Genomic DNA, 21036 nt, shown 5'->3' on the forward strand with positions numbered 1-21036 from the left:
GATGTGCCATTTCGGTTCGGCTTCCGACGACGATCGGTATGCCGATTTCAAACGCGAGATATCGGCGGTGATGCAGGAGATCCACCGCAAGGGAGCCGGCATGCCGGTGCCTGACGGGGTGACGCCCACGGAATCCCACATCATCGCCTCGATCGCGATGCTGCAGGAGCGGTGCGGCGCGGTTCGGCCCAGCGAGCTCACCAAGGCGGGGCACACCACGCCCAGCGCGTTGTCGCAAACGCTGAGGTCGCTGGAGGGCAAGGGCCTCATCACGCGCGAGCGTGCGAACGAGGATTTCCGCAGCGTGGTGGTCAGGCTCACCGACCGCGGCGCCGAGGTGGCCGCCGAGGCCGCGCGCCTGCGCTCGGATTACTGGAGCGATCTCCTTGATTTCCTGGGAGAAGAGGATCTGGAAGACTTCATGCGCATCATGCGCCGCATGTTGGAGTTCAGGAAGGCGCGCGGTTAGATGGCGGTCCTTCGCTACTTGAAAGGCGAGGGCGTCGCGGTCGCGCTCGTCTTCGTTTTGATGATAGGGCAGGCGTTCTGCGATCTGTCTCTGCCGCGCTACACGTCCGACCTGGTCGATGTGGGTTTGCAGCAATCGGGGGTCGAGCATGCCTCTCCCCAGGCCATGACCGCCCCTACGTTCGAGGGCGTCGCTTCCCTGCTCGATCCTACCGACGAGGCGGCGCTGCGCAGCGCCTACCTTCCGCAAGATGACGGGACGTACCGCTTGCGCGACGTGTCTGCGGACGAACGCGCCGATCTCGACGCTGCGATGGAGTTCCCGCTGGTGGCCGTCTACGCCGCCCGGGATTCCTCGTCCGAGGGCGCGGCGATCGCGGGGCTTTTGGAGCGCGCGGCTTCCGGCGAGCTTTCAAAGCAGCAGGCGGCCGGTCTCGTCGAAGAGGTGAAGGCGCAGATGCCGCTTTCCGACGGCATCCTTTCCCAGCGGGCGATCCAGTGCGCGGGAAGCGAGCTTGCCGCCGCGGGCGTCGATCTGGACGAGCTGCGGTTCTCGTACCTTCTGCGCACGGGGATGTCCATGCTGGGATTCGTCGCCGCGTCGGGGGTCATCGCCATGCTCATCAGCCTCATCGCCTCGCGCGTCGGCGCACGCATCGGCCGTCGGCTGCGCTCGCAGCTGTTCGGCCACGTGGTGCGCTTCTCGGATGCGGAGGTGCAGTCGTTCTCGGTGGCGTCGCTCATCACCCGCGGAACCAACGACATCCAGCAGATCCAGGTCATGACCGTCATGGCCCTGCGCATGGCCCTGTACGCCCCCATCCTCGCCATCGGGGGCATCGTGATGGTGGCGCGGACGAACGCCTCGCTCAGCTGGATCATCGTGCTTGCGATCGCTACGGTGCTGGTCATCGTCGCGGCGCTCATGGCCGCGGCCATGCCCAAGTTCAAGCGGATGCAGAAGCTGGTGGACGGCGTGAACCTGGTGTCGCGCGAGCTGATCACGGGATTGCAGGTGGTACGCGCGTTCGGCCAGCAGGCGCGGGAGCAGCGCCGCTTCGAGGATGCCAGCGAACGGCTCATGAGGACCCAGCTGTTCACCAGCCGGGTCATGTCGCTCATGATGCCGCTTATGATGCTGGTCATGAACGCGGTGTCGGTGCTGATCGTTTGGACGGGGTCGTCCGCTGTGGACTCGGGAACCATGCAGCCGGGCGACCTTATCGCGCTCATCAGCTATTCCATGGTCATCATCATGGGATTTCTCATGCTGGGCATGCTGGGCGTGGTCATTCCCCGCGCCGACGTGTCGGCCAAGCGCATCGACGAGGTGCTGTCGGCACCCTGCTCGATCCAGGATCCGACCGTGGCCTCTAAGCACGCGTTCCCTTCGACCGAAGGCGCCGAGATCGCCTTCGACGGCGTGACGTTTCGCTACGCGGATTCCCAGGAATGCGTCTTGGACGACGTGAGCTTCACGGCCGAGGCGGGCAAGACCACGGCCATCATCGGCTCGACGGGGTCGGGCAAGTCGACGGTTATCAAGCTGGTCGAGCGCTTCTACGACGTTTCGGAGGGGGCTGTCAGGGTGGACGGCATCGACGTGCGCGAGGTCGCCCAGGCCGATTTGCGGCGCCAGCTGGGCTACGTCCCCCAGAAAGCCTTCCTGTTCTCGGGGACGATCGCGTCAAACGTGCTGGTTTCGGCCGACGGCCTCGACGAAGGCGCCCTTTCTCCGGAAGACGAGCAGCGGCTCGACCGGGCGCTGCGCTGCGCCCAAGCTTCCCAGTTCGTGGAGGATCGCGAAGAGGGCGCCAATGCGTCGGTTTCCCAAGGGGGAACCAACGTGTCGGGAGGTCAGCGCCAGCGCTTGGCGATCGCCCGGGCCCTGGCCTCGGACGCCCGCGCGCTGCTGTTCGACGACAGCTTCTCGGCGCTCGATTACCGGACGGATGCGGCGCTGAGGCGCGCCCTTGCCGAGGAGATGTGTGGAAAGACGGTGCTGATGGTCGCGCAGCGCGTCGCCACGGTGATGGGCGCCGACAAGATCGTCGTGCTGGACGAGGGGCGCGTGGTGGGGCAGGGAACCCACGACGAGCTTTTGAAGACGTGCGACCAGTATCGCGAGATAGCTCTGTCGCAGCTGTCCGCAGAAGAGCTGGAAGGGGGCGATGCGGCATGAGCGAGCGCGACGATAGGCTTGAGCGCGAGATGAACGAGCGGAAAGAGGCCGCCCGTCGGCAAAGTCCCCGCTTCACCGGCCCGATGCGCAACATGATCCCGACAGGGGAGAAGCACGACGTGAAGGGGTCGGTGGCGAAGCTGCTGCGGTTCATCGGCCGCTACAAGTCCGCCCTCGTCCTCGCCCTGGTATTCGCCGTCGGATCGACCGTGTTCGCCATCGTGGGTCCCAAGGTCATGTCCACGGCGACCACGCTGCTGTTCGAGGGCGTCATGGCGAAGCTCGCGGGCACCGGCTCCATCGACTTCGACCGGATATCGACGGTGCTGCTTCAGACGCTGGCCCTGTACCTGTTCGCGGCGGCCTGCTCGTTCGCGCAGGGGTGGGTGCTGTCGTTCGTCGCCCAGAAAACGTCGTTCAACCTGCGCAAGGAGATCGCTCAGAAGATCGATCGCCTGCCGGTGGGGTACTTCGAGTCCTCGTCGGTGGGCGACGTGCTCTCGCGCATCACCAACGACGTCGACACGCTGGGCCAGAGCCTGAACCAAAGCCTGTCCGAGGCGGTGCGCTCGCTGGTGATGATCGTGGGCGTGCTGGCCATGATGCTGTCCATAAACCCGGTCATGGCGCTGTGCGTCCTTCTGGTACTTCCGATTTCGATGCTGCTGGTGCGCCTGGTGGTGAAGTGGTCCCAGAAGTACTTCTTCGCTCAGCAGGAATCGCTGGGACGCATCGACGGTCAGATCGAGGAGACGTTCTCGGGCCATGCGGTGGTGAAAGCGTTCGGAGCGGAAGACCAGGTTATACGCTCGTTCGACGAGATCAACGAGCGCCTGTACGAGTCGGCGTGGAAATCCCAGTTCCTTTCGGGCCTCATGCGCCCTTTGCTCGACCTGACCAGCAACCTGGCGTACGTGGCCGTGGTGATTTTGGGCGCCGTCTTCGCTGCGCGCGGCGTTGTCACGGTGGGAGACATCCAGGCGTTCGTGCAGTACGTGAGGAACTTCACCCAGCCCATAACCTCCCTTGCGCAGGTGGGCAACATGCTGCAGCAGACCGCCGCGGCGGCCGAGCGCGTGTTCGAGTTCCTGGAGGCTCCCGAAGAGGAGTGCCAGGAGGCGACGTCGTTGCCCGACGGGATCGCAACCGAGGTCGATTTCGACCACGTGCGTTTCGGATACATCGAAGGCACCCCTGTCATCAGGGATTTCACCGCCCATGTGAAGGCCGGTCAGACGGTTGCGCTGGTCGGTCCGACGGGCGCGGGCAAGACGACCATGATGAAGCTCCTCATGCGCTTCTACGACGTGCAGGAAGGCTCCATCCGCATCGGCGGCCGCGATGTCCGGTCGTTCGATCGGGACGATCTGCGCTCGCTGTTCGGGATGGTGCTGCAAGACGCGTGGCTGTTCAACGGCACGGTGCGGGAAAACATCCGCTACGGGCGCCCCGACGCGACCGACGCCGAGGTTGAGGCTGCGGCGAAGCGGGCGTTCGCGCACCATTTCATCGAAACGCTGCCCGGCGGCTACGATTGCGTGATCAACGAGGATGCGAGCAACATCAGCGCCGGCCAGCGCCAGCTGCTCACCATCGCGCGCGCGTTCGTCTCCGATCGGCGCATGCTGATATTGGACGAGGCGACCAGCTCGGTCGACACCCGCACCGAGCGCCGCATCCAAAGCGCGATGGACGAGCTTATGAAGGGCCGCACGTCGTTTGTCATCGCGCATCGGTTGTCCACTATCAGAAACGCCGACCTCATCCTGGTGATCGACCAGGGGGACGTCGTCGAGCAGGGAACCCACGACGAGCTCATCGAGAGGGGCGGTTTTTACGCCGACCTTTACAATTCGCAGTTCACCGATATAGCCCTCCGTGAAACGGCCTGATAAAATTAGCGTTTGCAAATAAACGCCCGACCCGGGGCCTCCCGGGCCGCATGGCTGAACGACGAGGACTGGGCATGCCCTTTGCGGTAAGCGATTCTATAGACTCAACGAGCCCCGAGGCCGCCGTTGCGGCTGCGGGCGACCCGCCCGCCGATCGGGGCAGGCAGCAGGTTGCGGTGTTCGATTTCGACGGCACCAGCATGAACGGGAACTCCCCGGTCATCCTGGTGCGCTACATGACGCTGCGCGGCATGCTGCGTCCCAGCGTGGTGCTGCGCATAGGGCTTTGGGCGACGGCGTACAAACTGCGGCTGCCGCAGAGCGAGTCGTGGGTGCGCGGTCTGGTGTTCTCGGCGTTCGAGGGCAAACCGGCCGACGAGGTGGACCGCTTCCTCACCGAATTCTACGACCGCAAGATCGAGAGGCGCTTTCGTCCCGCCGCCGACGCGGAGATGAGGCGCCTGTCGAGCGAGGGGGTGGACGTCGTGGTGGTGTCCGCCACCTTCGAGCCCATCATCCTGCGGGCGATGGAGTCGCACCCCATCAAGTACCAGGCCTCGACGCGCATGAAGATCGCCGAGGACGGCACGTACACGCGCGAGGTCGACGGCGAGTGCGTCGAGGGGGAAGCCAAGCTCACCGCCCTGAACGAGCTGTGCGACCGCGTGTACGGCAAGGACGGATGGGAGCTGCTCCACGCGTTCGGCGACCACCACTCCGATCGTGCGCTCCTGCGCGCCGCGAAGCACGCCCACGCCGTGACCCCCGACCGTCCCTTGCGCCGCACCGCGCGCGCCGAGGATTGGTCAAACTTGGACTGGTAGGGATGTGTAGCTCCCTGTGGCGGGGAGGTTACGTTTCGTTCAATGAGTGAAGATGAGCCTCCCATTTCATCTGGGAAAAACTACCATTACAATTGAGAGATACGAGAACCCACCGCGATCTAGGAGGTCGGGTCCCATGCTAGATAACCATGACGGCGCCGAAAACGCCCCGTTCGATCGGGAAAGGCGCCCCGCCGCTTCCGACTACCTTGCCAGCGCCGCCGCCGCCGGAGCCGACGGCCAGCGCGTTCTTTCCATGCACCTGTACCTCACGGCGTTCGAAGAGGCGGCCAAGGGGGGCTTTCCCGGAGAGCCGGCGGTCGCCGGGTTGCACGAGGCGTGGGATATCGCATGCGACCTGAAGGAGCGCTCGCTTGCCGAGTACATCTTCGAGCGGCTCGAGCCGTACCTGTCGGCCGACGAGATGCAGGAATGCGCCGATCGGCTGCAGAACCTCGCGTTGGACAAGCTCGAGGAGTTCGGCCTTTCGCGCGAAGAGCTCGAGGACATGGCCGAGATGATCTCTCAGGATTACCTGGGGGGAGCTTTGCCGTTCATGCAGTTCGAGAAGATCGACCTGTCCGCTCCGGGTTCCTTCGCGGCGAAGGGCGCGGCTCCCTCCGACCGGGAGCGCATGGGCGCACGAGACGGATCGGCCGATCAGAGCGCCGCCGATATCGAGTCGGCCTTGGCGCGCGCCGACGAGCCCGACGACGATGACGCGGCGCCGAAAGCCGCCGAGCCCTCGTTGGGCGAGCCCGCTGTGTCGGGGTCGGGTGCCTCGCCGTCCGGGGAGGGCTCCGACCGGATCGCCCAGCCGTCCGCACAGGGCGGATCGCCAGACGCCGCCCCGGCTCGTTCGGAAGGCGCGGCCGAGGGCGCCGTCGCCCGAACCGCTTCGCCCGCCGGGTCCGCGCCGTCGCCCGCTTCCGCCGCGCCGGCCGCTGCTGATGCCGCCTCCCAGAAGCCCGACGGTATCCTGGGGATTCCCGGTATGCCCGTCGGCGAGCAGATGCGCATCATGGAAGAGACCGTCACCTACGCCGACCTCTCGGGATACCATGGGGCCGTCGCCGCGATGCGCCAGTTCGGGATCGGCGTGAAGAACGATCGGCGCTACCTCGACCTTATCGAGACGCTGAACCGCCAGCACGGGGTCGACCGGGTGCCCGTGGCCGACACGCTGCTGTTCCGCTCTCCCGCCCGCGAGGACGCGAACCGCTTCATGCTGGCGACGCTCGGCGAGCTGAACCTCCCCATGATCCGCATGGTCATGGAGGAGAACTTCCAGGGCCTGCCCGTGCTGTGCGTCATGACGCAGTCCGGTCGCCGCCCGCGCGTCAACATGCAGCGCGCGGGGTTCGAGGGTCCGGGCGTCTTGGTGCTCGAGGACATCGATCTTTGGAACGTGCCCGATCCCGACTTCGATCCGGCGGACATCCCTGCGGGGCTTTCCGCCGCCAACCTGTCGCGGGCCGTGCGCGAGACGCTGAATTTCGTGCGCTCGGCGGTGGACAACCCCGATGTGTACGTCTTGGCCACGGCGTCGACGGCCGAGGAGATCGACCCGTTCTTCTACGATCTGCTCGATCCGGTGTCGATCATCGACATCGACTACCCGACGCAGGCCGAACGCACCGAGATCTGGGTCGAGATCGCCGCCGACCATCCGTCCATGCGCGGGATCGATCGTAGCGCGCTCGTCCGCTATTCGGAGGGCATGCCCCGTTTCGACCTGTACATGGCGGCGCGCGAGGCGATCGAGGAAGCGTACAAGCAGAGCCTGAATTCGGGCGAGTACACGCCGGTCACCGGACAGAACATCTTCGAGAAGATGGCTGCCTACCAGCCGCTGGACTCCAAGGAGTACCGCGCGCTCGAAACCGAGGTGCTGCGCGATTTCCGCCGCGACCTCGACCATCTGGACGATTTGCTGAAGGGTCGGGAGTAGGCCGTGCCGGTGTGCGAGGCCGACTGGACCCAGACGGCGCTTTCGCGCGACGAGTTCGTTGCCAAGGTGTGCGACCAGGGGCGGAAGCTCTACCGCGATCTTCCGTGGCGCTGCGTGGACGATCCGTACGCCGTCATGGTGAGCGAAGTGATGCTTCAGCAGACGCAGGTTTCCCGCGTTGCGAAGTACTGGGAACGCTTCTTGTCCAGCTTTCCCACCGTCGACGCTTTGGCCGCGGCGTCCACGTCCGACGTGCTGGAGCACTGGCAGGGGCTGGGCTACAACCGCCGCGCGCTGGCGCTGAAGCGCGCGGCCGATCTCGTGTCCGCCGAAATGGGCGGCGTCCTGCCGCGCACGGCCGAAGGCCTGGTGGCGCTTCCGGGCGTCGGCCCCGCCACGGCCGCGGGCGTGATGGCGTTCGCGTACCGCCTGCCCTCGGTGTACATCGAGACGAACGTGCGCACGGTGTTTCTCCACGAGCTGTTTCCCGACCGCGAGAATGTCTCTGATCGGGTGCTCGAACCCTACGTGCGGCAAACGTGCCCCGAGACGCCCGTGCGCGCGGACGGGGAAGGAGGCGCAGGCGCCTCGCAAGGCGACGGTGCCGCAGGGGCGCGGGGCGCGGTTCCGTTCGAGCCTTTGGGAGATCCCTCGCAAGATGCCCGCGCGTGGTACTATGCGCTGTTGGACTACGGTGCGCATCTGAAGACGCAGGTGGCGAATCCGTCCAGGCGCAGCTCGCATTACGCGCGCCAGAGCGCCTTCGAGGGTTCGCACCGCCAGAAGCGCAGCTTCATCCTGAAGCTGGCCCTCGCGTCGCCCGAAGGGGTTTCCGAGGCGGAGGCGCTTGCGGCTCTATCGAGGTTCGAACTGGAGTCGGGCCGCGACGCGATCGATGCCGCCCGTGGTCGCGCTCTCGTCGATCAGCTGATCGACGAGGGGTTCTTCAAACGGCAGGGGGAGCTGCTCGTACCGTAGCGGGTCTCGGGGTTCTGAACGGAGGTGCGCGTGGGGGTCGTCGAGTTGCTGCTCATCGCGGTCGGTTTGTCGATGGATGCGTTCGCGGTCGCGCTGTGCAAGGGGCTGTGCATGAAGCGGCTCGATAAGGGCCAGGCGGTGGTGATCGCCGCGTTCTTCGGGGCGTTTCAGGCGCTTATGCCGGTGGCGGGGTGGTTTCTGGGGGCCCAGTTCGCCGATGCGATCGCCCCGGTCGATCACTGGATCGTGTTCGGTTTGCTGCTGTTCATCGGCGGAAAGATGATCGTCGAGGCCGTGCGGGGAGGCGACGGGCCTATCGAGTGCCCCGCCGATCCGAGGCTCGACGTGCGCGAGCTGCTCGCGCTGGCCGTTGCGACCAGCATCGACGCGCTCGCCGTGGGCGTTGGCTTCGCGTTCCTTTCGGTCGACATCGCGCCCGCCGCCGCGCTGATCGGCTGCGTGACGTTCGGCCTGTCGCTCGTCGGCGTTGCCGTGGGACATGCGTTCGGATCGCGCTGGGAGCGCCCTTCCATGCTGGCGGGAGGCGCCGTGCTCGTGGCTATCGGCACCAAAACCCTGATAGAGCATCTTGGATATTACTAGAAATATTTCCAGTAACATTATTCTGGATTTAGTCCATTAATTGGGTTACGGGATCGAACATAAAACGTGTCCGAAATTTTTTGCTGGAAAAATGAAGAATTAGTGTAAGACGAGAAACACCTAAAGGGGGTGCACAGATGGAACAAGGCACCATTGCGCCTGAATTCGAAGGTATGCTGTCTGAACGTGGGGTAAGCAGACGCAGCTTCATGAAATTCTGCGGCGCACTGGCCGTTGCCGCCGGCATGTCCGAGCTGGCTGCTCCGAAAGTCGCCGAGGCCGTCGAGGCGTCGGTGATCGGTTCCAAGGAAGGGAAGCTGTATCCGGTGCTGTGGATCGAGGGCGCGTCCTGCACGGGATGCACCGAGTCGTTCGCGCAGCTCGAGACGCCCGATGTGGGAACGGTCGTTTTGGAGATGCTGTCCCTGAACTACTCCGACGTTCTGTCCGCGGGCGCGGGCGAGTCGCTGGAGCTTGCCAAGGAGCAGACCATCGCCGCTGGAAACTATCTGCTTGTATACGAAGGCGCCGTTGTCCAGGCGTGGGGGGGAAACGCCCTTCGCGTCGCCGCCGAGCCGGGCATCCATCATCTGGAGGAGGCCGCTAAGAATGCGAAAGCGGTCGTCGCCCTGGGCTCCTGCGCGGTCAACGGAGGCTGGATGTCGGCCGCTCCCAACGCCGCCGACGCGACCGGCGTTCAGGCGTACCTGAAGAAGGTCGGCATCGAGAAGCCCGTCATCAACGTTCCCGGCTGCCCGGCGAACCCCGAGCATCTCATGGCGGTTCTCACCGAAGTGCTCATGCTGGGCTCCGATCATCTGCAGCTCGATTCGATGAACAGGCCTTCCGGTATCTTCGGCCAGACCGTTCACGACAACTGCGAGCGTCGCGGCCATTTCGAGAACGGCGAGTTCGTGTACAAGTTCGGCTCCAAGGAAGAGGAGCTGGGCTATTGCCTGTACCCGCTGGGTTGCCGCGGGCCCCAGACCAACTCCAACTGCGGTGTGACCATGTGGAACAACCGCCGCAGCTGGTGCGTCCAGTCCGGCGCCCCCTGCATCGGCTGCTGCGAGGCGGATCCGAACAACATCCACGACAACTGGGTCGATGTGAACACCCCGTTCTACGAGCGCCATCGCGACCTGCGCATCGGCGATTGGACGGTTCAGCCCTACGCGGTCGCGTTCGCCGTCACCGGCGCGGTCGCGGCCGCCCTGGTCGTCCACGGCTTCGGCATGAAGGCGGTCGGCCGCATGGACGGCGGCGCCGACTTCGAGGAAGTGCGCAAGTGGGACGCCAAGCACCCCGACAAGTCCGTCGGACAGTACGAAGGGGCGTTCAAGCCCGAGAAGAAGCATGCCGCCAAGGCATCCGACGAAGAGGGGAGGTAGGCTTACATGACTCGTTCCGTCATCGATCCCATTACGCGCATCGAAGGACACATGCGCGTTGAGATGGAAGTGGAAAACGGCAAGGTGACCAACGCTTGGACCACCGCCGGTTCGTTCCGCGGCATCGAGCTGGTCGTGGAGAACCGCACCCCTGCCGATGCGGCTCAGATCGTGCAGCGCATCTGCGGCGTCTGCCCGGTTTCTCACGCCCAGTCCGCCTCGATCGCTTCCGAGAAGGCCTACGGCATCACCATTCCGAACAACGCCCGCATCATCCGCAACCTGCTCGAGGGCGCCCAGTTCCTGCACAGCAACATCCTGTGGTTCTACAACCTCGCGGCGCTCGACTACGTGAACCCGCTCAATGCGCTCAAGGCCGACCCGGCCGACGCGCTCGCGCTCGCCCAGCAGGCCGGCACCAGCATCAACAGCGATTTCGCCGCGCTCAAAACCCGCCTCCAGGCGTTCGCCGAAAACGGCCAGCTGTCCATCTTCTCGGGCAACTGGTTCGACGCCGAAGACGGCACGGCCTACAAGCTGCCGCCCGAGCTCGACCTGATCTGCACCGCGCACTATCTCGAGGCCCTGAAGTTCCAGGCCAAGTCCTCCGAGATCTCTGCGCTTCTGGGCGGCAAGATGCCCCATATCATGACGCTCATCCCCGGCGGCACCTCGTTCGTTCCCACAGCCCAGAAGCTCGACGACCTGCGTGCGCTTTGCCACGAGGTCTACGAGTGGGTGCGCACGACCATGGTCCCCGACACGCTGGCCATCGCTCCGTACTACCTGGACGCGCTTGGCTACGGCAAGGGCTGCGGCCGCTACCTGGCCTGGGGCGTCTTCGAGAACAAGAGCATGAAGATGTCCGAGCGCTACCTGCCCTCGGGCGTGGTCGACGAGAACAACCGCCTGTCCGACCCCGAAGAGAGCATGATCACCGAGTACGTCGGCCATTCGTGGTACAAGGGATCGGGCACCTACCAGGCTCCCGACTTCACCACCGAGCCCGAGTTTACCGAGTACGACGTGAACGATCGCTACACCTGGTGCAAGGCGCCCGCCTATGGCGGCAAGCCCTATGAGGCCACCAGTCTTTCCCGCGCCCTGGCCGCTTACGGGCGCAAGGTCCCGTACATGGTCGAGCATATGGACGCGATGCTCGAGGCGCTGGGCCATCCGGGCGACCTCGAGATCCTGAAGTCCACCCTCGGCCGTACCGCGGTGCGCCAGATCGAGACCACCTACATCGCCAAGATGATGTGCGACTGGGCCGACGAGCTGATCGAGGCCGTGAAGTCCGGCGACTCCGAGTACTTCAAAGAGCCCGCCACCACCACCGGTTCCGGGTCGGGTTTCTGGGAGGCCCCGCGCGGCGCGCTGTACCATTCCGCCAAGATCGACGGCGGCAAGATCAAGGGCTACCAGATCATCATCCCCACCACCTGGAACCTCGCCCCCATCAACGAGCATGGCGAGCACGGCCCGGTCGAGCAGGCGCTCATCGGGTGCCCGGTGGAAGATATCCACAAGCCCATCCATGCGCTGCGCACGGTCCACAGCTACGACCCGTGCGTGTCCTGCTCGGTGCACGTGAGCGAGCCGGCTACCGGCAAGCGCTTCTCGACGGTCACGAATCCCTGGGGGGTGAAGTAACATGGCGCATCTCGCACATTACCGTGAGGCGCATCCGATCCAGTTCGTCATCACCCATTGGGTCAACCTGGTTGCGATGATCTTCCTGCTGGTGTCGGGCTTTTTGATCCATTTCCCGGTCGCCGGGACGATGGGTTACATGCGCGGCCTGCACATCTTCTTCGGTTTCGTCCTGTTCGTTAACTGCCTGGTTCGCGTGGTCCTGGCCTTCTTCATCGAGTCGGCCCCCACGGGCGGTACGCGCAAGACTGTGAAGGACATCTTCACCTGGCTGCCCCAGAAGGACAACCGCCATCAGGCGCTCGAGTGGATCAAGTACTACCTGTTCCTGAAGAAGGACCATCCGCTGTCCGCCAAGCTGGGCGTTCCTCAGAAGATCTCGTATCTGCTGATCCCGTTCCTGATCATCGCGATGTTCTACACGGGTTTGTGCCTGTGGGGAGCGACGGCGAACCTGCCCATCTTCGCGGCGGGCACGGCGGCGGTGGGCGGTGCCATGAACATGCGCATCATCCATTTCTTTGGGATGTTCGTGTTCATCCTGTTCATGTTCATCCACGTGTACCTGGCCAACGTGGAAGGGTTCGAGCCCACTAAGCTGATCTTTTTCCGCAAGGAGCACGGCGGCTTGGTGTACGACCCCGACAAGCACGTCATCGTCGGCGAGGACAACCTCGGCCACGAGAATCATTAGGCAAGGCGAAGGGGAGTCTTTTAGCGGGGCTCCCCTTTTTCTCGACGCCGCTGACCCGTCAGGTGCAGCGGCGTCGTCGTTGAAGGAGCGGAAAGGAGGCGCGTTGATCGAGCGTCCGGAAAGCGTCGAGCCGCCCAAGGTGGCGGTTTTCTTCGTGGGGAACAAGCTGATGTACGACGACGGCGCCGCGCCTGCCCTCTACGAGATGATCGCGGAGCGCCTTGATCCCGCTCCGTCGGTTCGCCTGTACGACGTGGGTTGCATGACCCTCGACATGCTGCCCTACGTCGAAGAATGCGACGTGCTGATCACCGTCGATGCGGCCGATGCGGAAGGGGAGGAGCCGGGCACGGTATTCCGGTACGCCCCGGACGACCTCGCGCGCATCCAGCAGGCGCTTCCGTCCCTGCACGATCTGCGTTTGGCCGATCTGTTCGACACCGCGGCTCTTCTGGGGTATCGGGCGCAGGGGGTGTGCTTCGGGATCCAGGTGGAGAACCGTTCCCCCTCCAGCATGGCGATCGGCTTGACCCCGTCGGTGAGAGCCGCGCTTCCCCGCCTGTTCGAGGCGCTTTCCACCGAGTTGGCGGGATTGGGCGTTCCGTTCGTCGACCGCGCGACGGGAAGGTGCGTCACGGGCCCTCTGCCCGAAGGGTTCTGGGAGGGCTCGCAGGGGTGAGGAGCGCAGATGCGCAGCGAGCCGCCGCGCCTCGGGAGCGTTCGCCGTTTCGTTACACCTTGTAAACTTTAGCTAATTTCTTATAGGCAATTGAATTGCATAAAGCTAAAGTAAGGGAAATTCAAGGCGCGGCTCGGCAGCTGCCGGATCGCACGAGACGAAAGGAAGCGTTCTATGTCGCTTATCAATAAAGAGGTCGGGGACTTTTCCGTCCAGGCGTTCCACAACGACTCGTTCACCACGGTGACCCGTTCCGACATCGAAGGAAAGTGGAGCGTGTTCTTCTTCTATCCAGCGGACTTCACCTTCGTGTGCCCGACCGAGCTCGAGGACCTCAACGGCCTCTACGACGAGTTCCAGAAGGCCGGCTGCGAGATCTACTCGGTTTCGACCGACACCCACTTCGTCCACAAGGCATGGCATGACGCCTCCGAGAACATCGGATCTCTGCGCTATCCCATGCTGGCCGATCCCACCCACGTGCTCTCGCGCATGTTCGAGGTGCTGATCGAGGACGAGGGCATCGCCGAGCGCGGCACCTTCGTCGTGAACCCCGAGGGCCGCATCGTCGCCTACGAGGTGAACCAGGGGGCTATCGGCCGCAACGCCGTCGAGCTTCTGCGCAAGGTCCAGGCCTGCCAGTTCGTCGCCAAGCACGGTGACGAGGTGTGCCCTGCCAAGTGGGTTCCGGGCGCCGATACCCTGCATCCGGGAATCGACCTGGTCGGTAAGCTGTAGGCTTAGGTCCTACCGCCCTTCGACCTCGTTCGAGCGCGAGCGCCGTCCGACAGAGCGTCGGACGGCGCTTTTCGTTTTTCGCTGCAAAGGCATCGGGGTTTTCGCGCGATCAGTCTTCCAGTTCCCGCGCCAGCTCGTCTGCCTTCGCGCGGGCCTCCTTCCAGGTAAGGTACAGTCCCGCGTAGATGAGGGGAAACAAGAAGACCGCCAGCCCGCCGCCAAGGATCGCGTTGATGTAGAAGAAGCACTGGTCGATCGGCACGATTTGGATTTCGGCGATCGATCGGGTGAGGAACAGCACGATGGCTACCAGCACGCATGAGAAGGCGGAGAACTTCGAGGAAAACGAAGCCGGGAAGGACTCTTCGTTCACGATCTTCAAGTTCACGAACGTGCCCAGTTCAACGGCCTTCCTCGATGCGACGGCGGAGGCGATAAAGACGAGAAGGAAGATGACCTGGGTGATTATCAGCATCTGCAACGAGAACCCGTCGCTGTTAGGGATATTGTGCACCGAGAGCAGTTGGGAAAAGGACAGGCAGTAGAACCCCAAGACGAGGAGTACCATGATCATCCCGTTGAATATGCGGGCGTACGTGCGGTTCAGCTCGAGTTCGATGCGCTCGTCTGCAGGTTGGAAGTAATCGCGGAACTGCGCTAAAAGCTTCATCTTTATTCTCCTTGGTTCCAGAACAGGTCGTTCAGCGTGACGTCGAGTGCCTTGCAGATGGCGATGCACAGGTTCAGCGTGGGGTTGTAGCCTCCAGCCTCGATGAGGCCGATGGTTTGGCGCGTGGCTCCGACGATGACGGCGAGGTCGCTTTGCGAAAGCCCCTTTGCTGCGCGTGCCGCTTTCATAGCAAGATTCTTTTTGCCATCCATAATTTCCTTTCTGACAGATATATCTTGCTTTCTGTAGAGCAGAGTAAGGTATACCGATCATAATGTCAAATAAATATTGCATTATGAAAGAAAATGTATTGGGGGGGATGTGATCCGATCGGAAGCGTTCAGCGGGAAATCGCGGCCACACGGGTCGCGAAAGACGCCTTCTCGGCTACTCCCGTTTTGCTGCGGCCCGTGCTTTCGGCTCCGTCCTTGCAGGTCGCCTCTTCGAAGGCGCGGTTTCGAAGAGCGCTTACTTTCGGGTTCTCGCGCGAGCCGACGGAGCGGTTTTCGAGGTGCGAGGGGCTCCGGTCTTAGGTTTCGGTTTGCTCGTTACCGTAGCTTTGCCGGCGCTCGGGCACAGATCGGCCAGGAAGCACCGGTCGCATTTCGGGCGGCGGGCGATACAGATTTCGCGGCCGAACAGGATCCACTGGTGGTTGACGGGCTTCCAATACTCGCGTGGGTACAGCTTCAGCAGGTCCTGCTCGCATTTCAGCGCTTCGGCCTGGTTGCTGAACTTCAACAGCCGAGCGATTCGGTGCACGTGCGTGTCGACCGCGATGCCCTCCACGATGCCGAACGCCTCGTTCAGCACGATGTTGGCGGTCTTGCGGCCCACGCCGGGCAGGCGGACGAGCTCGTCCATCGTGCGGGGCACCTCGCCGCCGTATTCGGAGAGCACCATTTGGGCGCAGGCGATGCAGTTTTTGGCCTTGCTGCGGTACAGCCCGATGAATCGCAGGATGTCTTCGACTTCGCCCAGGTCGGCGGATGCCAGGTCGGCCACGGTGGGGAAGCGCTCCCAGAGCGTGGGCGTTACCTTGTTGACCGAGGCGTCGGTGGTCTGCGCCGAAAGCAGGACGGCGACGGTGAGCTTGAACGGATCCCCCCAGTAGGTGAGTGCGCACTCGGCGGCGGGGTAGTGCTCTTCCATGCGGTTGGCCACTTCGATGGCGCGGGTTCGTTTCGAGGCGATCGATTCGCGCGGCATGGGGTTCCTTTCGGTTCGGGGGGATCGCTTTGCAGTGCTGGGCGGTTGTTTCGGCGTGCGGTCTACCGGGGTTTCTAACGCATGGGTTCGGCGTCTGAGAACCGGATGCGGCACGCGGGATCTTCGACGAAGGTGCCGATGCAGGCGCATGTCCGCCCCGATTCGCGCGCGAAGACCTCCTCGAAGGTCCGAGCGTCTTCGGGCGCGACGGCGACCAGCAACCCACCCGACGTTTGGGGGTCGCAGACGATGGCCATGCGGTTGTCGAACTCTTCGTCGGAAAGCCCGCCCTGATCGACGAAGGGCCGGCAAAACGCCGCAACCGACTTCGTGCGGCCCGGGCGCACCTGATCGCAGCAGAGCCGCCAGGCTCCGTCGAACAACGGTATGCGCTGCCAGTCCAAACATACGCCCACGCCGCTTGCCGTCAGCATCTCATGCAGGTGCCCGGCCAGCGCGAAGCCCGTCACGTCGGTGGCGGCGTGCGCACCGGCGGCCGTCATGGCCCGCCCGCCCGCAGCGTTGAGCTCCATCATGGAGTCGATGGCCACCTGGAACTGCTCGCCGGTGATCCTGCCGTTTCTGAACGCCTGGCTGAGGATTCCCGTTCCCAGCGGTTTGGTGAGGTAGAGCCTGTCGCCCGGGAGGGCTCCGGCGTTGCGCACGACCTTTTCGGGCTCGACCACGCCGAATACGGCCAGCCCGTATTTCGGCTCGTTGTCGTCGATGGAGTGCCCGCCCACGAGGAAGGCCCCCGCCTCGCTCACGGCGTCGCTGCCGCCGCGCATGATCTGCCCTGCCACCTCGGCGCCCAGCTTGACGCTGAGGGCGAGGATGTTCAGGGCGCACAGGGGCTTTGCGCCCATGGCGAACACGTCGGAGAGCGCGTTGGCCGCGGCTATGCGGCCGAATTCGTACGGATCGTCGGCGATGGGCGTGAGGAAATCCACCGTGAGGATCGCGGCCTGCGTGTCGTTCAGCTTGTAGACGGCCGCATCATCGCTGGTCTCGAATCCCAGCATAAGGTCCTGATCGGCGGCCGGCATAAGCGGTTTCAAGATTTCGGAGAGGTCGCCCGGACCCCACTTCGCCGCTCAACCTCCCTTGGAGGTGAGTTGCGTCATCTTGATTCTCTCGGCTTCGCTCATCGGATCCCCCGTACGCTTGTTACGAACCAGACCAGTATATACCCTGCTGGCGCCGATCGGCGGTGCTCGGGGCGATGGTGGAGGGTCGTTCATATGCCGGCGGCCGGCGCGCTCTGCGAAAAAGAGGGCCGTTCGCAGCGACGGTGCGAACGGCCCTCGGGTTCGCGCAAAGCCAGGCAAAACGCACCGTTTCCGCGTGCGTTCGGGCGACGGCCTTACTTCGACAAGGTCGCTGCTACGACTTCGCCGACGTTTTTGCCGAACACGATGATGTCGCATACGGCATTGCCGCCGATGCGGTTGTTGCCGTGGATGCCGCCGGTCACTTCGCCTGCGGCGTAGAGGCCGGCGATGGGCTTGTCGTCTGCGGACAGCGCTTCGTTTTTGGTGTTGATCTTGATGCCGCCCATCTCGTGATGGATGCCGGGAGCGACCTTGATCGCGTACATCGCCCCGTCGGCGAATGCGATGCAGCCCTGCGTGCGGCCCATTTCATCGGCGGCACCCGAGGTGGTCACGGCGTTGTAGGCCTCGACCGTGGCCTTGAGCGCGGCGGGATCCACCTCGATGGTGTTGGCGAGCGAGGCCAGGTCGTCGCCCTTCTTCACCAAACCGGCCTTGTCGTATCCGGCGACGGCCTTGTTCGAGTCGTAAACCGTCTGGTCGAAGACCTCCCAGGCGAAACCGCCCGGCTGCTCGAGCTCTGCCGCCGACACCTTGTCGCGGGTCTTCATCTCGTCGATGAAGCGCTTGCCTTCCTTGTTCACCAGGATGGCGCCGCCGCCGCGGATGCCCTCGGCGATGAGCTGGGAGCTTTCCTGCTCGACCGTGGGATGGATCTGGATCTGGTCCATCTGGACCAGTTCGGCGCCTGCGGCCTCGGCCATGGTGTAGCCGTCGCCGGTCGCTCCCGACTGGTTGGTGGTGACGTATCCTTTGAGGTCGGGACGGTACTTCGTCACCATGTCCTGGTTCGCGCCCAAGCCGCCCGTGGCCATGATGACGGCCTTTGCAGACAGCGTGGACTGCTTGCTCTTCTCCTCTACCTTCACGCCGGTGACGGTGCTGCCCTCGACGACCAGCTCCTTCGCATCGCAGTTCGTGCGCACTTCGATTTTGCGGTCCTTCACCGCCTCGACGAGGCCTGCGACGAGGGTCTTTCCGACTGCGGAACCGTCGGTGGGACGGTGGCAGCGCTTCACCGACATGCCTCCGGTCATGGTGATGTTGTTGAGAGTGATGCCCAGCCCGTCCAGCCAGTCGATGGCTCCGGCGGAGTTGTCGCACATGAAGGTGACCAGCTCGACGTCGCCGGTGTCGTGTCCTCCGGTGAGGGTCTCTTCGGCGAACAGGGCGTTGCTGTCGTCGATGCCCTGCTCTTTCTGGAACTTGGTTTCCGATGCGTTCATGCCGCTCGATGAGAAGTTCGTGTTCCCTCCGGTTGACGGCATCTTCTCTAGAACGACGATCTTGCTCACGCCCTTATCGAACGCGGCGATGGCCGCCGACATTCCCGCGCCGCCCGATCCGATGATGACGATGTCGTACTCGTCTGCCTTGTCGGAGGCTTTCTTTCCCGAGGGGCTGCAACCGGCGAGGCTCAGTCCTCCCATCACGGTGATGGCTCCCATGCCGGTGACGAACGTGCGGCGCGTCAGATTCGCGGGAACTTTCAGCTCTTCTCCCATGCTTGCTACTTCCTTCCCTTGTGCGCCCTCCGCCCTTGTGGCGAAGCGGCTTCATCCCCAAAGTAAGACTCTGTGAATTTCTTCGCAACGTGGGAACGGCCGCTTCGGAAGGAAGACATGCGGATATAAGCGGTACTTTATACAAGGAACTGATAAAGGGCTTGGAATATTATCCATCCGCGGTCGCAAACCCGAATAACGGATCATTTTCTACAGTGCTTTTATATTAGAGAAAAAATGTTTCGATCCCCATGCAGGCTGACAGACCCGCCCGAACCGTTCGGTTCGCTTGGGAGACCGGGTCCGGGCGGTATCGAGGTTGCAGGTGCTGTCTCGATTCGGCGTTATCCCAGAACGCGGGCGTCTCCCGATCGCTTCGTGATTCCCCGGGCGTCGAATTCCTCCAGAAGAGGCACCGCGTACTTGCGCGAGATTCCCAGCCGGTCCTTCAGCTCGGCCACGGTGGCGGACCCGCATTCGCCGAGGTGCGAGCGGGTGAGGGAAACCAGCTGGTCGAAACTCTCCTTGCTGAAAGCGAGCTCTTTTCCGACTCGCACGACGTCTCCCTGCCTCTCGAGCGCTCCGAGTGCGCGGTAGGCGAGGCTGTGGTCTTTCACTCCGGCCTGCTCGAACAGGGAGGGGATGGCGGGGGGAGTGAAGCGCTCCTTTTCAAGCACGGCCAGGATCGATTCGGCCGCCTTCGATTCGGCCGCCTTGGCTCCGGCGCCTGCCTTGGGATGGCTGACCGCCCCCGAGTCGATGACGACCTTCCCGCTTTGAGCGGCGATATCGAGCAGCGCGTCGAACGCCGCTTGGCTCATGGATAGGCCGCAGCGCAGCAGCAGGTCGTTTTTGTGCACCCCGGGTTCGTTGGGGTTCTTTGCGTGGAATGCCAGCAGGGCGTTTTCGATGGCCCCCATCGTTTTCTGGATGGCGGCCCGGGTGACGAAGAATTCGCGGCTTCCTGATCGGAGCTGCGAGAGCGCTCCGCTTTCCACCAGGCCTTCGAGGACCGTCTTCGCGAGGGGCTCGGGAACGCTTGCGGTCCTTGCGATGTCATCGAGGGAGAAGGGGAGGGTTTGGGCTTGAGCGGCCTTCGACGCCGCCTGCTGGTAGTCGCCCCTCTCCAAAGCTTCGAGGAGCGCCCGATCGAGCGCCGAAAGGTTCGTGCGACGGCGGGGATGGCAGGTGAGGGCGATGCCTCCGCCGATGACGGCAACGGGGGAGTACGAACGGGCGATGTAGCGGTCCCCGGACGAAAGAGGCAGGTCTTCCTCAAGGCGGATCTGAGCGTATGCGGATTCGTTCGGCTTGATTTCCTGGAGCCCGTCGGCCAGGAGGAGGCGCCCGAAGGTCTCCTTGGTTCCGTGCGCGATGCGGATACGCGTTCCGGTTGCCAGAGGTTTGCCCTCTTTCAGGGGGCATAGATAGGTGAACCGGGTGTCGAAGCGGTCGGTGGGCTCGATGGAGTGGGGCGTGACGAGGAAGTCCCCGGGGCGCACGTCGTCTACGGTGAACGAGCTGAGGTTCAGCGCGGTGCGCTCGCCCGGCGAAGCCTCGTTTGCCGCCTGGTCGTGATGCTGGATCGAGCGGACGCGCGATATCGCCTTGGAGGGCAGCACCTGCAGCTCGTCGTCCACTTTCACTGATCCGCTCCACAGCGTGCCGGTGACCACGGTTCCGGCTCCTTTGACGGTGAACACGCGGTCGACGGGCATGCGGGCATAGGGGTTCTCGTGGATCGAGCTGCCTTTTTCCGCTTCGGCGGCGAGCGCGCTTCTCAACCGGTCCAGCCCGTAGCCCGTGCGAGCCGAAGTGGGGACGATGGGGGCGTCGGCAAACGGGGTGTCGGCGAGGTAGGCCCTGATATCGGACGAGACCATCTCGATCCATTCCTCATCGACCCTATCGCTTTTGGTGAGGGCGACCACGCAAGAGGGGACTGCGAGCAGCTCGAGGACCGCGACGTGCTCGCGGGTCTGCGGCATGATGCCGTCGTCGGCGGCGATGCAGAGAAGCGCGATGTCGATGCCGGTCGAGCCCGAGATCATCTGGCGCACGAACCGTTCGTGGCCGGGTACGTCGACGACCCCCATCGAAGTTCCGTCGGAAAGCTGCAGCTGGGCGAACCCGAGCTCGATGGTGATCCCGCGCTCCTTTTCTTCGGCGAGGCGGTCGGGATCGGTTCCCGTGAGCGCCTGGATGAGGGAGGACTTGCCGTGGTCGATGTGCCCGGCGGTTCCGAGCACCTTGCGGGTTGCGGCCATG

18 protein-coding genes are annotated in these 21036 nt (G+C 63.9%); 12 read left to right on the forward strand and 6 right to left on the reverse strand.

Annotated elements, in window-relative coordinates:
• Position 1 precedes the first annotated feature (1 nt).
• The 12 genes from JI75_RS01935 (at position 2) to ahpC (ending at position 14053) form a co-directional block, all read left to right on the forward strand.
• Complete coding sequence (locus JI75_RS01935; protein WP_052241510.1) at positions 2–469, forward strand: MarR family winged helix-turn-helix transcriptional regulator; 468 nt, start codon at positions 2–4, stop codon at positions 467–469.
• Entirely contained in the window at positions 470–2650 is a 2181-nt protein-coding gene (locus JI75_RS01940; RefSeq protein WP_039688332.1) for an ABC transporter ATP-binding protein, read from the forward strand.
• Positions 2647–4542 (forward strand): ABC transporter ATP-binding protein, encoded by a 1896-nt coding sequence (locus JI75_RS01945; protein ID WP_039688334.1) that lies wholly within the window; start codon positions 2647–2649, stop codon positions 4540–4542. Before JI75_RS01940 ends, JI75_RS01945 begins: the two co-directional genes overlap by 4 nt.
• Positions 4543–4592: 50 nt before the next feature.
• Positions 4593–5366, forward strand: coding sequence for an HAD family hydrolase (locus JI75_RS01950; RefSeq protein WP_240993198.1), 774 nt, complete (start codon positions 4593–4595; stop codon positions 5364–5366).
• Between the two features lie 136 nt (positions 5367–5502).
• Positions 5503–7317 (forward strand): hypothetical protein, encoded by a 1815-nt coding sequence (locus JI75_RS08675; protein WP_052241511.1) that lies wholly within the window; start codon positions 5503–5505, stop codon positions 7315–7317.
• 3 nt (positions 7318–7320) lie between these two features.
• Complete coding sequence (locus tag JI75_RS09270; protein WP_052241512.1) at positions 7321–8295, forward strand: HhH-GPD family protein; 975 nt, start codon at positions 7321–7323, stop codon at positions 8293–8295.
• A 30-nt stretch (positions 8296–8325) separates the two neighbouring features.
• Entirely contained in the window at positions 8326–8898 is a 573-nt protein-coding gene (locus JI75_RS01970) for a manganese efflux pump MntP (RefSeq protein ID WP_039688336.1), read from the forward strand.
• Between the two features lie 137 nt (positions 8899–9035).
• A complete protein-coding gene (locus JI75_RS01975) occupies positions 9036–10289 on the forward strand; it encodes a hydrogenase small subunit (RefSeq protein WP_052241513.1) in 1254 nt (417 codons plus the stop codon).
• Positions 10290–10295: 6 nt separating this feature from the next.
• On the forward strand, positions 10296–11942 hold the full coding sequence (locus JI75_RS01980; protein WP_039688338.1) for a nickel-dependent hydrogenase large subunit: 1647 nt from the start codon (positions 10296–10298) through the stop codon (positions 11940–11942).
• A gap of 1 nt (position 11943) precedes the next feature.
• Positions 11944–12636 (forward strand): cytochrome b/b6 domain-containing protein, encoded by a 693-nt coding sequence (locus JI75_RS01985; protein ID WP_039688340.1) that lies wholly within the window; start codon positions 11944–11946, stop codon positions 12634–12636.
• A 103-nt stretch (positions 12637–12739) separates the two neighbouring features.
• Positions 12740–13315, forward strand: coding sequence for a hydrogenase maturation protease (locus tag JI75_RS01990; RefSeq protein WP_240993200.1), 576 nt, complete (start codon positions 12740–12742; stop codon positions 13313–13315).
• A gap of 174 nt (positions 13316–13489) precedes the next feature.
• The gene (ahpC, locus tag JI75_RS01995) at positions 13490–14053 is read left to right on the forward strand and encodes an alkyl hydroperoxide reductase subunit C (protein ID WP_039688342.1); all 564 of its coding nucleotides are present in this window, start codon (positions 13490–13492) and stop codon (positions 14051–14053) included.
• A 109-nt stretch (positions 14054–14162) separates the two neighbouring features.
• Here ahpC and JI75_RS02000 read toward each other — a convergent pair whose 3' ends face one another.
• From JI75_RS02000 to selB, 6 genes are all read right to left on the reverse strand, one after another.
• Positions 14163–14723 carry a hypothetical protein gene (locus JI75_RS02000; RefSeq protein ID WP_039688344.1) on the reverse strand — a complete coding sequence of 187 codons (561 nt, stop codon included), beginning with the start codon at positions 14721–14723 and terminating at the stop codon, positions 14163–14165.
• A gap of 2 nt (positions 14724–14725) precedes the next feature.
• Positions 14726–14911, reverse strand: coding sequence for a helix-turn-helix transcriptional regulator (locus JI75_RS02005; protein WP_240993201.1), 186 nt, complete (start codon positions 14909–14911; stop codon positions 14726–14728).
• A 280-nt stretch (positions 14912–15191) separates the two neighbouring features.
• Complete coding sequence (nth, locus tag JI75_RS02010; protein ID WP_082019708.1) at positions 15192–15932, reverse strand: endonuclease III; 741 nt, start codon at positions 15930–15932, stop codon at positions 15192–15194.
• 74 nt (positions 15933–16006) lie between these two features.
• A complete protein-coding gene (gene selD, locus JI75_RS02015) occupies positions 16007–17080 on the reverse strand; it encodes a selenide, water dikinase SelD (RefSeq protein ID WP_082019709.1) in 1074 nt (357 codons plus the stop codon).
• Positions 17081–17295: 215 nt separating this feature from the next.
• Complete coding sequence (locus JI75_RS02020) at positions 17296–18768, reverse strand: flavocytochrome c (RefSeq protein WP_039688351.1); 1473 nt, start codon at positions 18766–18768, stop codon at positions 17296–17298.
• A gap of 344 nt (positions 18769–19112) precedes the next feature.
• Positions 19113–21035 (reverse strand): selenocysteine-specific translation elongation factor, encoded by a 1923-nt coding sequence (gene selB, locus JI75_RS02025; RefSeq protein ID WP_039688353.1) that lies wholly within the window; start codon positions 21033–21035, stop codon positions 19113–19115.
• Position 21036 lies beyond the last annotated feature (1 nt).

Origin of the sequence: Berryella intestinalis (assembly GCF_000814825.1) — a bacterium.
Lineage (GTDB): Bacteria > Actinomycetota > Coriobacteriia > Coriobacteriales > Eggerthellaceae > Berryella > Berryella intestinalis.